This is a genomic window from Kitasatospora sp. NPDC088548 (genome assembly GCF_044753005.1).
GTDB lineage: Bacteria > Actinomycetota > Actinomycetes > Streptomycetales > Streptomycetaceae > Kitasatospora.
Genome location: NZ_JBIVMI010000010.1, coordinates 198,388 through 212,036, shown reverse-complemented (window position 1 = coordinate 212,036; position 13,649 = coordinate 198,388). Strand labels below are relative to the sequence as shown.

The following is a 13,649-nucleotide window of genomic DNA, read 5'->3' as shown; positions in this document are numbered from 1 at the left end:
TCGCGCTGTGCCTGAGCGCCGCGGACGGAGATGTCGCACTGCCGTTTGATCACTATGCCGAGGCGGCCGCGCAGGCGCTAGGTTGGCGCCGTGCCCGAACTGCGAACCGATCGTCTTGTACTCCGTGACTGGCGGGAGGCCGACCTCGGCCCCTGGGCGGCGATGAACGCCGACCCCGAAGTCCGCGAGCACTTCCCCGGCGTCCTCACCCGGGAGCAGAGCGAGGCGTCCGCGGCTCGCTTCCAGGCCGACCTCGACCAGCGGGGCTGGGGGTGGTGGGCGGTCGAGGTGGTGGCCACCGGCGAGTTCATCGGGTTCACCGGGCTGGATCCGGTGGACGACGGCATGCCGTTCACCGGGGTGGAGGCCGGCTGGCGCCTGGCCCGCTCGTCCTGGGGGCACGGTTATGCGACCGAGGCGGCGCTGGCCGTCGTGGACTTCGGCTTCGAGGCCCTCGCGCTGCCGGAACTCCTGGCGGTGACGACGGCCACCAACCTGCGCTCGCAGGCCGTGATGCGGCGCCTCGGCATGACGCACGACCCGGCCGAGGACTTCGACGACCCGGACGTGCCCGAGGGCCCGCTGCGCCGGAACGTGGTGTACCGGCTGGTCCGTGGCGCGCGGCCGTCCACGGGCCAGTAGACCGACCCGCCGACCGCCCCTCGGAAACCGCTCTCGATCGCACCTGGCCGATCTCCGGCGAAATTCTCCGTACTATGTATAGTGTACTGCGTACGGGATAATCGCCGACGAGAGGGCCCATCGTGCAGATCAACTCCTCCGCCGTTTCACTCACCGTCGAGGACGTCGCCACCTCCTCCGCCTTCCTCCAGCGGCACTTCGGGTTCGCCGAGCAGATGGCGGCCGACGGCTTCGTCTCGCTCGGCCACGAGAGCGCCGGGCTCAACGTCGTCTACCTGCGGCGCGGCCTCGACGTGCTGCCCGAGGGGTTCCGGGACCAGCACGCCGCCGGGCTGATCCTGGCGTTCACCGTCGACGACCTGGCCGGGGAGGAGGAGCGGCTGCGGGGGGAGGGCGTGGAGATCACCATGCCGCTGCGGGAGGAGCCGTGGGGTGAGCGGCTGTTCCAGGTCACCGACCCCAACGGCGTGGTGGTCCAGCTCGTCGAGTGGGTCCAGCGGTAGCGGGCAGACAGCGGTGCCCCTGGCCGGGCCAGGGGCACCGCCTCACCACGAGGCTGAACGACGAGCAGGACCAGGGACGATCAGTCGACCGTCCAGGTGTCGTTGCCCGCCAGCAGGCCGGCCAGGTCGCCGGGGCCGCGGTGGGCGGCGGCGGTGGCCAGCTGGCTCGCCATCAGCTCGTCGTAGACCGGGCGCCGGACACTCCGCAGGACGCCGATCGGGGTGTGGTGCAGGGCGTCCGCGTCGGCGATCCGGGAGAGCGCGAACGCCGTGGCAGGGCCGGCCGCGTGCGCGTCGTGGACGAGCACGGCGGACTCGTTCTCCGGGGTGACCGCGCCCACGAACAGCTCGCCGTCGGCGGCCCGGAAGACGCCCTGGGCGGCATCCGCGCCGAACCGGATGGGCTTCCCGTGCTCCAGCCGGATCAGCGCCTCGTCCCGCGTGCCCGGATCCTTCAGCACCTCGAAGGCGCCGTCGTTGAAGATGTTGCAGTTCTGGTAGATCTCGACCAGCGCGGTGCCCTCGTGCTCGGCGGCCGCCCGCAGCACGGACTGCAGGTGCTGGCGGTCGGAGTCGATGGTCCGGGCGACGAAGGTGGCCTCCGCGCCGATGGCCAGCGAGAGCGGGTTGAACGGGGCGTCCAGCGAGCCCATCGGCGTGGACTTGGTGATCTTGCCGAGTTCGCTGGTCGGCGAGTACTGGCCCTTGGTGAGACCGTAGATCCGGTTGTTGAACAGCAGGATCTTCAGATTGACATTCCGTCGCAGCGCGTGGATCAGGTGGTTGCCGCCGATCGAGAGCGCGTCGCCGTCCCCGGTCACCACCCAGACGCTGAGGTCCTGCCGCGACGAGGCGAGCCCGGTCGCGATCGCCGGCGCGCGCCCGTGGATCGAGTGCACTCCGTAGGTGTTCATGTAGTACGGGAACCGCGAGGAGCAGCCGATCCCGGAGACGAAGACGGTGTTCTCCCGCCGGATCCCCAGCTCCGGCATGAAGGACTGCACGGCCGCCAGGATGGCGTAGTCCCCGCAGCCGGGACACCAGCGCACCTCCTGGTCGGTCTTGAAGTCCCTGGCGGTCTGCTTCGCCTCGTCCTTCGGCACGAGCTTCAACGAGGGAAACGTGTCACTCATCGGTTGTCCTCCTCGTCCAGGGTGCCGATCGCCGCCCACAGCACGTCCGCCAACTGGGCCGCCTTGAAGGGAAGTCCGCGCACCTGGTTGTAGGACTCCGCGTCCACCAGGTACTTGGCGCGCAGCAGCAGCGCCAGCTGTCCGAGGTTCATCTCGGGGACGATCACCCTGTCGTAACTCCTCAGCACCGTCCCCAGGTTGGCCGGGAACGGGTTGAGGTTGCGCAGATGCGTCTGGGCGATGCGGCCGCCGTCCGCCCGGACGCGCCGCACCGCCGCGGTGATCGGACCGTACGTCGAGCCCCAGCCCAGCACCAGGACGCGGGCCTCGCCGTCGGGGTCGTCGACCTCGGTGTCCGGCACGGCGATGTTGTCGATCTTGGCCTGCCGGGTGCGGACCATGAAGTCGTGGTTGGCGGGGTCGTAGGAGATGTTGCCGGTGCCGTCCTGCTTCTCGATGCCGCCGATGCGGTGCTCCAGGCCGGGCGTACCGGGCACCGCCCAGGGGCGGGCGAGCGTCCGCGGGTCGCGCTGGTAGGGCCAGAAGGCGCCGTCCTCGCGGTTCGGGCCGGTGGCGAAGTCGGGTGCGATCTCGGGGAGTTCGTCGACCTCGGGGATCCGCCAGGGCTCGGAGCCGTTGGCCAGGTAGCCGTCCGAGAGCAGGAAGACCGGGGTGCGGTAGGTGACCGCGATCCGGGCCGCCTCCAGGGCCGCGTCGAAGCACTCGGCCGGGGTGGCGGGGGCGACGATCGGCACCGGCGCCTCGCCGTTGCGGCCGAACATCGCCTGGAGCAGGTCCGCCTGCTCGGTCTTGGTCGGCAGACCGGTGGACGGGCCGCCGCGCTGGATGTCGACCACCAGCAGCGGGAGTTCGAGCGAGACGGCCAGGCCGATGGTCTCGCTCTTCAGGGCCACCCCCGGGCCGGAGGTGGTGGTCACGCCGAGCGCGCCGCCGAAGGCCGCACCGAGGGCGGCGCCGATACCCGCGATCTCGTCCTCGGCCTGGAAGGTGCGCACGCCGAAGTTCTTGTGCCGGCTCAGCTCGTGGAGGATGTCCGAGGCCGGGGTGATCGGGTAGGAGCCGAGGTAGAGCGGCAGCCCCGAGCGCTGGGCGGCGGCGATCAGGCCGTAGGAGAGCGCGAGGTTCCCGGAGATGTTGCGGTAGCGGCCCGCGGGCAGCTTGGCCGGCGGCACCTCGTAGGAGACGGCGAAGGTCTCGGTGGTCTCGCCGAAGTTCCAGCCGGCCCGGAAGGCGCTGATGTTGGCCTCGGCGATCTTCGGCTTCTTGGCGAACTTGCCGCGCAGGAAGGACTCGGTGCCGTGGGTGGGGCGGTGGTACATCCAGGAGAGCAGGCCCAGGGCGAACATGTTCTTGGCCCGCTCGGCGTCCTTGCGGGCCAGTCCGCTGTCCTTGAGCGCCTCCAGGGTCAGCGTGGTCAGCGGCACCTTGTGCAGGTGGTACGCCTCCAGCGAGCCGTCGGCCAGCGGGTCGGCCGGGTAACCGACCTTGGCGAGCGCCCGCTTGGTGAACTCGTCGGTGTTGACGATGATCTCCGCGCCGCGCGGCAGATCGGGGACGTTGGCCTTGAGAGCGGCCGGGTTCATCGCGACCAGGACGTTCGGCGCGTCCCCCGGGGTCAGGATGTCGTGGTCGGCGAAGTGCAGTTGGAAGGACGAGACGCCGGGCAGGGTACCGGCGGGGGCCCGGATCTCGGCCGGGAAGTTGGGCAGGGTGGAGAGGTCGTTGCCGAAGGACGCCGTCTCGGAGGTGAAACGGTCGCCGGTGAGCTGCATTCCGTCACCGGAGTCCCCGGCGAACCGGATGATCACCCGGTCCAGCCGGCGGATCGGTTTGGGACGCCTGGGCTGCGGACTGTCCGGCGCGGTGGGACCGGCCTGGCCCGCACCGGGCCCGGAGCGGCCCTCGTCGCCGTCCGGGCCGTCCACTGCCTCTGACTGATCGACCTGACTGGTCACTGCCGCGGACCTCCTCGTGGGCACCAGCCGCGGGCGTGAGCCGTGTGCCCCGTCCGCCTGGTGCACCTCTCGCATCCTATGCGGCCGGGTATCGCCGCTGGCGGGAACGGCCGCATGCGGCGGGAAATACAGAACGACACCACACTTTCGATAGAACACCGACCGGGGTGACGGTCATACCGCGCAGGCCCGGAACGGGAGTCGGGGCAGCCGGGGCCGGGAACGAGCGGCCCCCCGGCAAACGCCCCCAAGCCCCCCCCGGCCCCCGGCCCCCCGGGCTCAACAGCGCTCAAGGGCGCTCAAAAGTGGTCAAGCACGCTCAGGAGTTGAGATAGGTGAGCACCGCCAGCACCCGGCGGTGGTCCTCGGGGCTCTGGGCGAGGCCGAGCTTGAGGAAGATGTTGCTGACGTGCTTCTCCACCGCGCCGTCCGAGACGACCAGTTGCCTGGCCACCGCCGTGTTGGTCCGGCCCTCGGCCATCAGCCCCAGCACCTCGCGCTCACGCGGGGTGAGGCCGGCCAGCACATCGCTCTTGCGGCTGCGGATGAGCAGCTGCTGCACCACCTCGGGGTCCAGCGCGGTGCCGCCCCCGGCGACCCGGACCACCGCGTCCGCGAACTCGCGCACCTCGGCGACCCGGTCCTTCAGCAGATACCCCACGCCCCGGGTGGAGCCGGCCAGCAGCTCGGAGGCGTACCGCTCCTCCACGAACTGCGACAGCACCAGCACACCCAGCTCCGGGTACTGGGCACGGAGCGCGACACAGGCCCGCACGCCCTCGTCGGTGTGGGTCGGGGGCATCCGGACGTCCGAGACCACGACGTCCGGCAGGGCGCCGGCGGCGGCCAGGTCGTGGATGGCCTTCAGCAGCGCCTCGGCGTCCCCGACGCCCGCCACGACCTCCAGGCCACGATCGGTGAGCAGCCGGGTCAGGCCCTCCCGCAGCAGTACGGAGTCCTCGGCGATGACGACGCGAAGCATGGTGGCCTTCCGGCTGGGCTGGGCTGGGCTGGGCTGACGGGTGTCAGTCTCCCCTATCCTCGGTCCTGCCCGGGCGGAAAATCATGCCGGGGCAGCACCTCACCGCAGCACCTCACGGGCGACACCTCACGGGCGACACCTCACATGGTGCGGATGGCCACCGAGTCGCAGAGCTCCTGCAGCGCCGCCTTGGCCGGGCAGTCCGGCAGCGGGTCGAGCAGGGCCCGGGCCGCCTCGGCCTGCCGCAGCGTCTCCCGGCGGGCGCGCTCCAGCGCGGGGTGGCGGCGCAGCAGCCGCAGCGCCTCGGCGTGCAGCTCGTCGTCGGCGAGGTCGAGGGTGAGCAGCTCGTGCAGCCGCCGGTCGGCCGGGTCGGACTCGTCCACCGGCATCTGCTGGAGCAGCAGGGTCGGCAGCGTGGCCACGCCCTCGCGCAGGTCGGTGCCGGGGGTCTTGCCGGACTCGTCGCCGTCGCTGGCGATGTCCAGCACGTCGTCGGCCAGCTGGAACGCGGTGCCGATCCGCTCGCCGTACTCGGCGAGGATGTCGGTCACCCACGGCTCCGCGCCGGCCATCAGCGCGCCGATCCGGCAGGAGACGGCGATCAGCGAACCCGTCTTGCCGGCCAGCACGGCCAGGTAGTGGTCCAGCGGGTCGTCGTCCGGGCCGGGGCCGGCGGTCTCCAGGATCTGGCCGGTGACCAGCCGCTCGAACGCGTCGGCCTGGAGCCGGACGGCCTCCGGGCCGAGGTCGGCGAGCACCTGGGAGGCGCGGGAGAAGAGGAAGTCGCCGGTGAGGATGGCGACCGAGTTGTCCCAGCGCGAGTTGGCGCTGGGGGCGCCGCGGCGCACGGGGGCCTCGTCCATGACGTCGTCGTGGTAGAGCGTGGCGAGGTGGGTGAGCTCGACGACGACGGCGGCCGGCACCACGCCGGGCGCGCCCGGGTCGCCGAACTGGGCGGCGAGCATCACCAGCAGCGGGCGGAAGCGCTTGCCGCCCGCCTCGATCAGGTGGCTGGCGGTGATGGTGATGAAGGGGACGTCACTCTTCACCGCCTCGGTGAGCGCGGTCTCCACCGCGTCCATCCCGGCCTGGACGTCGCGGGTGAGATCGCGGTCCTGCACGCTGAGCCCAAAGGGTCCCACGACGGTCACGAAGACCACTCCTCTGTCCCTGGTCGATCTAGCGGCCTGGTCCCTGAGTGCCGCCGCTGGCCATACAGGCAGGGTATCCGGTCACGAGTGGATCACTGCACGGGCGTGCGGATCCTGTCATGATCGGGCCGGATGCCCTGATCAGGACGGATGCCGGACACGACGCGTCCGGGCCGCGCGGACAACGGCGCGGCCCGGACGACGGATGCCTCCGGCCGGGGGTCTCAGCGCACGAAGAGCGCGGCCTTCGACGCCAGGTCCAGGAAGTACTGCGGCAGCAGGCCGAGGCCGAGGGTGACCAGGACGCCGGCCCCGATCGCGGTGATCGTGAAGGCGCTGGGCACGGCGACGGTCGGGCCGCCGGGCTGCGGGTCGGAGAAGAACATCAGCACGATGACCCGGATGTAGAAGAACGCGGCCACCGCCGAGCTGAGCACACCCACGATCACCAGCGGGGTCGCCCCGCCGGCCGCCGCGGCCTGGAAGACCGCGAACTTCCCGGTGAAGCCCGAGGTGAGCGGGATCCCCGCGAAGGCCAGCAGGAACAGCGCGAAGACCGCCGCGAGCAGCGGCGAGCGCCGGCCCAGCCCCGCCCAGCTGGACAGGTGGGTGGCCTCGCCCTTGGAGTCGCGCACCAGGGTGACCACGGCGAAGGCGCCGAGCGTCACGAAGGAGTACGCCAGCAGGTAGAACAGCACCGAGCCGAGGCCCTGCTTGTTGGTGGCGATCACGCCGGTCAGGATGAACCCGGCGTGCGCGACGGACGAGTAGGCGAGCAGCCGCTTCACGTCCTGCTGGGTGACGGCCAGCACCGCGCCGACCACCATGGTGAGGATGGCCACGCCCCACATCACCGGCCGCCAGTCCAGCCGCAGGCCGGGGAAGGCGACGTAGAACAGCCGCAGGAAGGCGCCGAAGGCGGCGACCTTGGTGGCGGCCGCCATGAAGCCGGTGACCGACGTCGGCGCGCCCTGGTAGACGTCCGGGATCCAGGAGTGGAAGGGCACCGCGCCGACCTTGAAGAGCAGGCCGACGGCGAGCAGCGCCAGGCCGATCAGCAGCAGCGCGTCGTTCTGGGTGGTGTTCAGCAGCGCCGGGGTGGCCAGCGCCTTCCCGGAGATGACGTCCGAGATGTCGCCGAGCCGGACACTGCCCGCGTAGCCGTACAGCAGGGCGGTGCCGAACAGGAAGAACGCCGAGGCGAAGGCGCCGAGCAGGAAGTACTTGACCGCCGCCTCCTGGGACAGCAGCCGGCGGCGCCGGGCCAGCGCGCAGAGCAGGTAGAGCGGGAGGGAGAAGACCTCCAGCGCCACGAACATGGTCAGCAGGTCGTTGGCGGCGGGGAAGAGCAGCATGCCGCCGACCGCGAACAGGGTGAGCGGGAAGACCTCGGTGGTGGCGAAGCCGGCCCGGACCGCGGACCGCTCCTGCTCGCCGCCCGGGGTGGCGGCGGCCTGGGCGACGAACGCGTCGACGGCCACTCCCCCGGCCCTCGGCTCCAGCCTCCGCTCGGCGTAGGTGAGCACCGCGACCACGGCGGCCAGCAGGATCACGCCCTGGAGGAAGAGCGCGGGGCCGTCGAGCGCGACCGAGCCCATGGCGAGCAGGTCGACCTTGGTGGAGCCGTAGCCCTGCGCGGCGAGCACCACCACGGCGGTGAACGCGCCGGCCAGGCCGGCCAGGGCCAGCGAGACCTGCGCCCAGTACCGGTGGCGCCGGGGCAGGAAGGCCTCCAGCAGGATGCCGGCCACGGCGGCGCCGAACACCACCAGCATCGGGGAGAGCTGGCCGTACTCGATGTGCGGCGCCGGAATGCTGGGCGTGCTGCCGCCGGCGGCGGCGAGCCATCCGGTGGTGCTCACTTGTGCTCACCTCCTGAGGTGGCGGCGACCGGGTGGGCCGGTGCCGGGTCGGTCTCGTGGACCTGCGACAGCGTCGCGTCCACCGCCGGGTTGATGATGTCGGTGAGCGGCTTCGGGTAGACACCGAGCAGGATGGTCAGCGCCACCAGCGGGGCGACGACGGCGAGTTCGCGCACCTTGAGATCGGGCATCCCGCGCACCTCGGCCTTGACCGGGCCGGTCATGGTGCGCTGGTAGAGCATCAGGGCGTACAGCGCGGCGAGCACGATGCCGAAGGTGGCGACGATGCCGATCGCCGGGTAGCGGGTGAACGTGCCGACCAGCACCAGGAACTCGCTGACGAAGGGCGCGAGCCCGGGCAGCGAGAGGGTGGCCAGGCCGCCGATCAGGAACGTCCCGGCGAGCACCGGGGCGACCTTCTGCACCCCGCCGTAGTCGGCGATCAGGCGCGAGCCGCGGCGGGAGATCAGGAAGCCGGCCACCAGCATCCACGCGGCGGTGGAGATGCCGTGGTTGACCATGTAGAGGGTGGCCCCGCTCTGGCCCTGGCTGGTCAGCGCGAAGATGCCCATGATGATGAAGCCGAAGTGCGAGATCGAGGCGTACGCGACCAGCCGCTTGATGTCCTTCTGGCCGATGGCCAGCAGCGCGCCGTAGATGATCCCGATCACCGAGAGCACCAGGATCGCCGGGGCGAAGGTCCTGGAGGCGTCCGGGAACAGCCCGAGGCAGAAGCGGAGCATCGCGAAGGTGCCGACCTTGTCCACCACCGCCGTGATCAAGACGGCCGTTCCGGCGGTGGACTCGCCCATCGCGTTCGGCAGCCAGGTGTGCAGCGGCCAGAGCGGGGCCTTCACCGCGAAGGCGAAGAAGAAGCCGAGGAACAGCGCCTTCTCCGCGGTGCCGCCGAGCACCAGCCGGCCGTCGGCGATCGCCGAGGTGAGGGTCGGCAGGTCGAAGGTGGCGAAGCCCTGCTCCTGCGCGATCACGTACAGGCCGATCACGGCGGCCAGCATGACCAGGCCGCCGAGCAGGTTGTAGAGCAGGAACTTCACGGCCGCGTACGAGCGCTGGCGCGCCGAGTCGGGGCCGCCCGCCCGGTCGCCGAAGCCGCCGATCAGGAAGTACATCGGGATCAGCATGGCTTCGAAGAAGACGTAGAACACGAAGACGTCGGTGGCGTAGAAGGAGACGATCACCATCGCCTCGACCGCCAGGATCAGGGCGAAGAAGCCCTGCGTGCGACGCCTGTTCTCGAAGGTGCCGTCCGGTGCGGTGGGGCCGGGCCCCTCCTGCCCGTTGGCGGGCGCGGCCGCTCCAGGATCGGCGTCGTGCCAGGAGGCCAGCATCACGACCGGCACCAGGACGGCGGTGAGCAGGGCCAGCACGGCGCCGATGCCGTCCACGCCGAGCGAGAAGGTGATGCCGAAGGAGCGGATCCAGCTGTAGGACTCGGTCAGCTGGTAGCGCGCCCCGCCGGGCTCGAAGCGGGCGGTCACCACGGCCGCCAGCGCCAGGGTGACGGCCGAGACGCCCAGGGCGACGGCCTTGGTGGTCCGCCGCCGGGCCTCGCTGGACCCGGCCGGCAGCGCGGCGGTCAGCACCGCGCCGGCCGCCGGGACGGCGCAGGTGGCGGTCAGCAGGGCACTCATGCCTTACCTCCCTGACGGCCTGTTTGTTTCCTGTCCATCAGACGGACCTCATCAGGAGAGTCGTGGCGACCAGTACCAGCGTGCCGCCGAACATGGAGAGCGCGTACGAGCGGACGTAGCCGTTCTGGATCCGCCGCAGGCGGCTGGAGACGCCGCCGATGACGGCGGCCAGGCCGTTGACGAAGCCGTCCAGGCCCCGGCTGTCGAAGTAGACCAGCGCCGCGGTGAGCGCCGAGCCGGGGCGGACCAGGACGGCGTGGTTGAAGTCGTCCTGGAGGAGGTCCCGGCGGGCGGCCCGGGTGAGCGGCGAGCCGACCGGCGGCACCACCGGGACGGCGGAGCGGCCGTACATCAGGTAGGAGACCGCCACCCCGGCGAGCATGCAGGCCGTGGTGAGCAGGGTGACCACCAGCGGGGCGAGCGGCGAGTGGCCCTCGTCGTGGCCGGTGACCGGCTCCAGCCAGGTGAGGAAGCCGCTGTTCAGGGTGAACAGCCCACCGGCGAAGACCGAGCCGAAGGCGAGCAGGATCATCGGAATGGTCATGGTCTTCGGCGACTCGTGCGGGTGCGGTTCCTGGCCCTTCTCGTCCGGCTGCCAGCGCTTCTCGCCGAAGAAGGTCAGGAGCATCACCCGGGTCATGTAGAACGCGGTGACCGCGGCGCCGGTCAGGGCGCAGAGGCCGAGGATCCAGCCCTCGGTGCCGCCCTTGGCGAAGGCCGCCTCGATGATCTTGTCCTTGGAGAAGAAGCCGGACAGCCCCGGGAAGCCGATGATGGCCAGGTAGCCGAGGCCGAAGGTGACGAAGGTGACCGGCATGTACTTCCGCAGGCCGCCGTAGTGCCGCATGTCCACCTCGTCGTTCATGCCGTGCATGACCGAACCGGCGCCGAGGAAGAGCCCGGCCTTGAAGAAGCCGTGGGTCACCAGGTGCATGATCGCGAAGGCGTAGCCGATCGGGCCGAGGCCGGCCGCCAGCACCATGTAGCCGATCTGCGACATGGTCGAGCCGGCCAGGGCCTTCTTGATGTCGTCCTTGGCGCAACCGACGATCGCACCGAAGAGCAGGGTGACCGCGCCGACCACCACGACGGCGGTCTGGGCGTCCGGCGCCAGGTTGAAGATCGCACCGGAGCGGGTGATCAGGTAGACGCCGGCGGTCACCATGGTGGCCGCGTGGATCAGGGCCGAGACCGGGGTCGGGCCCTCCATGGCGTCCCCGAGCCAGGACTGCAACGGCACCTGGGCGGACTTGCCGCAGGCCGCCAGCAGCAGCATCAGGCCGATCGCGGTCAGCTTGCCCTCACTCGCCTGGTCCGCCGCCCCGAAGACCGGCTCGAAGGCGAAGGAGCCGAACTCGGCGAACATCAGCATGATCGCGATGGAGAGGCCCAGGTCGCCGACGCGGTTGACGATGAACGCCTTCTTGGCGGCCGTCGCGGCGCTCGGCTTGTGCTGCCAGAAGCCGATCAGCAGGTACGAGGCGAGCCCGACCCCCTCCCAGCCGAAGTACAGCAGCAGGTAGTTGTCCGCGATCACCAGCAGCAGCATGGCCGCCAGGAACAGGTTGAGGTACGCGAAGAAGCGGCGCCGGCGCTCGTCGTGCGCCATGTACCCCACCGAGTAGAGGTGGATCAGCGTGCCGACACCGGTGATCAGCAGGACGAAGGTGATGGAGAGCTGGTCGAGCCGGAACGCGATGTCGGCCTGGAAGCCGTTCACCGGTACCCAGCTGAACAGGCGTGTGGTGACGGCGCGTTGCTCGGCGTCGCGGCCCAGCATGGACGCGAACAGCGCCAGCCCGAAGCCGAACGAGAGCGCGGCGAGCGCGGTGGCCAGCCAGTGGCCGAACCGGTCGAAGGCCCGGCCGCCGAGCAGCAGCAGAGCCGCACCGGCCAGCGGAGCCGCCACGAGCAGCGGAATGAGAGAGTTCACCGAAGGTCCTCCGCCTACAGCTTCATCAGGTTGCTGTCATCGACCGAAGCGGAGTGCCTGGTCCGGAAGATGGCGACGATGATGGCGAGGCCGACCACGACCTCGGCCGCCGCGACCACCATGGTGAAGAACGCGATGATCTGGCCGTCCAGGTTGCCGTGCAGCCGGGAGAAGGTGACCAGGGCGAGGTTCGAGGCGTTGAGCATCAGCTCCACGCACATGAACAGGACGATCGCGTTCCGCCGGATCAGGACGCCGGAGGCGCCGATGGTGAACAGGAGGGCGGAGAGATACAGGTAGTTGACCGGATTCACTCCGTGCCCTCCTCGTGGTTGGTCGGGACCGGCTCCAGCGACCTGCGCGGGCCGGTGGCCGGCGGGCGCTCGGACGGCGGGCGGCCCAGCCAGTCGGCGGTGGTGGACTCCAGCTCGGCCATCCGCCGCAGCATCTCCTGGCTGACGTCGCGGATCTGGCCGCGCTCGCGCAGGGTCTCCATCACCGAGTCCTCGGCGACGGTGCCGTCCGGCAGCAGGCCGGGGATGTCCACCGCGTTGTGCCGGGCGTAGACGCCGGGCGCGGGCAGCGGCGGCAGCTGGATGTTGTCCTTGACCCGCTGGGCGGCCAGCTCGCGCTGGGTCTTCGGGGCCTTCACGTGCTCGCGGTGGGTGAGCACCATGGCGCCGATCGCCGCCGTGATCAGCAGCGCGCCGGTGACCTCGAAGGCCCAGACGTACTTGGTGAAGATCAGCCGGGCCAGGCCCTGGACGTTGCCCTCGGCGTTGGCCTCGGCGAGGCCGGCGAAGGTGTCCAGCTTGGCGTTGGCGAGGCCGGCGACCAGCAGCACGCCGAAGCCGAGCCCGCACAGGAGCGCGGCGAACCGCTGCCCCTTCAGCTGCTCCTTCATCGAGTCGGCGCTGGTGACACCGACCAGCATCACCACGAACAGGAACAGCATCATGATCGCGCCGGTGTAGACCACGATCTGCACCACGCCCAGGAAGACCGCGCCCTGCGCCATGTAACAGACCGCCAGCGCCATCATGGTGGCGGCCAGGCAGAGCGCGCTGTGCACGGCCTTCCTCATCAGCAGCATGCCGAGCGCGCCGCCGACGGCGATCACCGCGAGCACCCAGAACTGGACGGCCTCCCCGGTGGAGGTCGTCCCGGTGACGGCAAGGACCGTGCTGCTCCCGGCCAGGACGGTGGCGGCCACTACCGCACCTCCTTCTCGCGCTCGGTGCGCTCCTGCTGGACCGTCCCGGGCGCCGCCGCGATGATCTCGCCCCGGTAGTAGGCGCCCTCGTCGGCGCCCGGGTAGATCGCGTGCGGGGTGTCGACCATGTCCTCGGAGAGGCCGACCAGCAGCTGCTCCTTGGTGAAGATCAGGTCCTTGCGGGAGGAGTCGGCCAGCTCGTACTCGTTGGTCATGGTGAGCGCGCGGGTCGGACAGGCCTCGATGCAGAGCCCGCAGAGGATGCAGCGGGCGTAGTTGATCTGGTAGACCGCGCCGTACCGCTCGCCGGGCGAGTAGCGCTCCTCGTCCCGGTTGTCCGCGCCCTCGACGTAGATCGCGTCGGCCGGGCAGGCCCAGGCGCACAGCTCGCAGCCGACGCACTTCTCCAGGCCGTCCGGGTGCCGGTTCAGCTGGTGGCGGCCGTGGAAGCGCGGAGCGGTGGGCTTCTTCTGCTCCGGGTACTGCTCGGTGAGCCGCTTCTTGAACATGGCCTTGAAGGTCACGCCGAAGCCGGCGGCCGGTCCGAGGACGGACGGCCTCTCGGTCGGGTCGGGCCCGGTTGTCTCGTCGGACGACATCGC

At 70.8% G+C, this 13,649-nt stretch carries 12 protein-coding genes; 2 read left to right on the top strand and 10 right to left on the bottom strand.

Annotated elements, in window-relative coordinates; translation table 11 throughout:
- Positions 1–90 precede the first annotated feature (90 nt).
- Both ACIP82_RS15830 and ACIP82_RS15825 read left to right on the top strand, forming a co-directional pair.
- Positions 91–642, top strand: coding sequence for a GNAT family N-acetyltransferase (locus ACIP82_RS15830; RefSeq protein ID WP_400653742.1), 552 nt, complete (start codon positions 91–93; stop codon positions 640–642).
- Between the two features lie 122 nt (positions 643–764).
- Positions 765–1,145, top strand: a complete 381-nt coding sequence (locus ACIP82_RS15825; protein WP_363607818.1) for a VOC family protein — start codon at positions 765–767, stop codon at positions 1,143–1,145.
- Positions 1,146–1,225: 80 nt separating this feature from the next.
- Here the strand turns inward: ACIP82_RS15825 and ACIP82_RS15820 are convergent, their stop codons facing one another.
- From ACIP82_RS15820 to nuoI, 10 genes are all read right to left on the bottom strand, one after another.
- The gene (locus ACIP82_RS15820) at positions 1,226–2,278 is read right to left on the bottom strand and encodes a 2-oxoacid:ferredoxin oxidoreductase subunit beta (protein ID WP_363607820.1); all 1,053 of its coding nucleotides are present in this window, start codon (positions 2,276–2,278) and stop codon (positions 1,226–1,228) included.
- A complete protein-coding gene (locus tag ACIP82_RS15815; RefSeq protein WP_400653741.1) occupies positions 2,275–4,254 on the bottom strand; it encodes a 2-oxoacid:acceptor oxidoreductase subunit alpha in 1,980 nt (659 codons plus the stop codon). Before ACIP82_RS15815 ends, ACIP82_RS15820 begins: the two co-directional genes overlap by 4 nt.
- A 319-nt stretch (positions 4,255–4,573) precedes the next feature.
- Positions 4,574–5,236 carry a response regulator transcription factor gene (locus ACIP82_RS15810; protein ID WP_363607822.1) on the bottom strand — a complete coding sequence of 221 codons (663 nt, stop codon included), beginning with the start codon at positions 5,234–5,236 and terminating at the stop codon, positions 4,574–4,576.
- A 140-nt stretch (positions 5,237–5,376) separates the two neighbouring features.
- Complete coding sequence (locus ACIP82_RS15805) at positions 5,377–6,387, bottom strand: polyprenyl synthetase family protein (RefSeq protein WP_363607823.1); 1,011 nt, start codon at positions 6,385–6,387, stop codon at positions 5,377–5,379.
- Positions 6,388–6,611: 224 nt separating this feature from the next.
- Positions 6,612–8,249 carry an NADH-quinone oxidoreductase subunit NuoN gene (gene nuoN / locus ACIP82_RS15800; RefSeq protein ID WP_363607824.1) on the bottom strand — a complete coding sequence of 546 codons (1,638 nt, stop codon included), beginning with the start codon at positions 8,247–8,249 and terminating at the stop codon, positions 6,612–6,614.
- Entirely contained in the window at positions 8,246–9,901 is a 1,656-nt protein-coding gene (locus ACIP82_RS15795; RefSeq protein ID WP_363607825.1) for an NADH-quinone oxidoreductase subunit M, read from the bottom strand. The genes nuoN and ACIP82_RS15795 overlap by 4 nt, the downstream gene beginning before the upstream one ends.
- Positions 9,902–9,938: 37 nt before the next feature.
- The gene (gene nuoL / locus ACIP82_RS15790) at positions 9,939–11,834 is read right to left on the bottom strand and encodes an NADH-quinone oxidoreductase subunit L (protein WP_400653740.1); all 1,896 of its coding nucleotides are present in this window, start codon (positions 11,832–11,834) and stop codon (positions 9,939–9,941) included.
- A 14-nt stretch (positions 11,835–11,848) separates the two neighbouring features.
- Positions 11,849–12,148, bottom strand: a complete 300-nt coding sequence (gene nuoK / locus ACIP82_RS15785) for an NADH-quinone oxidoreductase subunit NuoK (protein ID WP_363607827.1) — start codon at positions 12,146–12,148, stop codon at positions 11,849–11,851.
- Positions 12,145–13,047, bottom strand: coding sequence for an NADH-quinone oxidoreductase subunit J (locus ACIP82_RS15780; protein WP_400653739.1), 903 nt, complete (start codon positions 13,045–13,047; stop codon positions 12,145–12,147). Before ACIP82_RS15780 ends, nuoK begins: the two co-directional genes overlap by 4 nt.
- Positions 13,047–13,646: an NADH-quinone oxidoreductase subunit NuoI gene (nuoI, locus tag ACIP82_RS15775; protein ID WP_400653738.1), complete on the bottom strand. Its 600-nt coding sequence runs from the start codon at positions 13,644–13,646 to the stop codon at positions 13,047–13,049. Before nuoI ends, ACIP82_RS15780 begins: the two co-directional genes overlap by 1 nt.
- Positions 13,647–13,649 lie beyond the last annotated feature (3 nt).

Coding starts and splice junctions, on each gene's coding strand:
- ACIP82_RS15820 (WP_363607820.1), bottom strand. CDS start 2,278: ATGAGTGACACGTTTCCCTCGTTGAAGCTCGTGCCGAAGGACGAGGCG.
- ACIP82_RS15795 (WP_363607825.1), bottom strand. CDS start 9,901: ATGAGTGCCCTGCTGACCGCCACCTGCGCCGTCCCGGCGGCCGGCGCG.
- nuoI (WP_400653738.1), bottom strand. CDS start 13,646: ATGTCGTCCGACGAGACAACCGGGCCCGACCCGACCGAGAGGCCGTCC.
- ACIP82_RS15810 (WP_363607822.1), bottom strand. CDS start 5,236: ATGCTTCGCGTCGTCATCGCCGAGGACTCCGTACTGCTGCGGGAGGGC.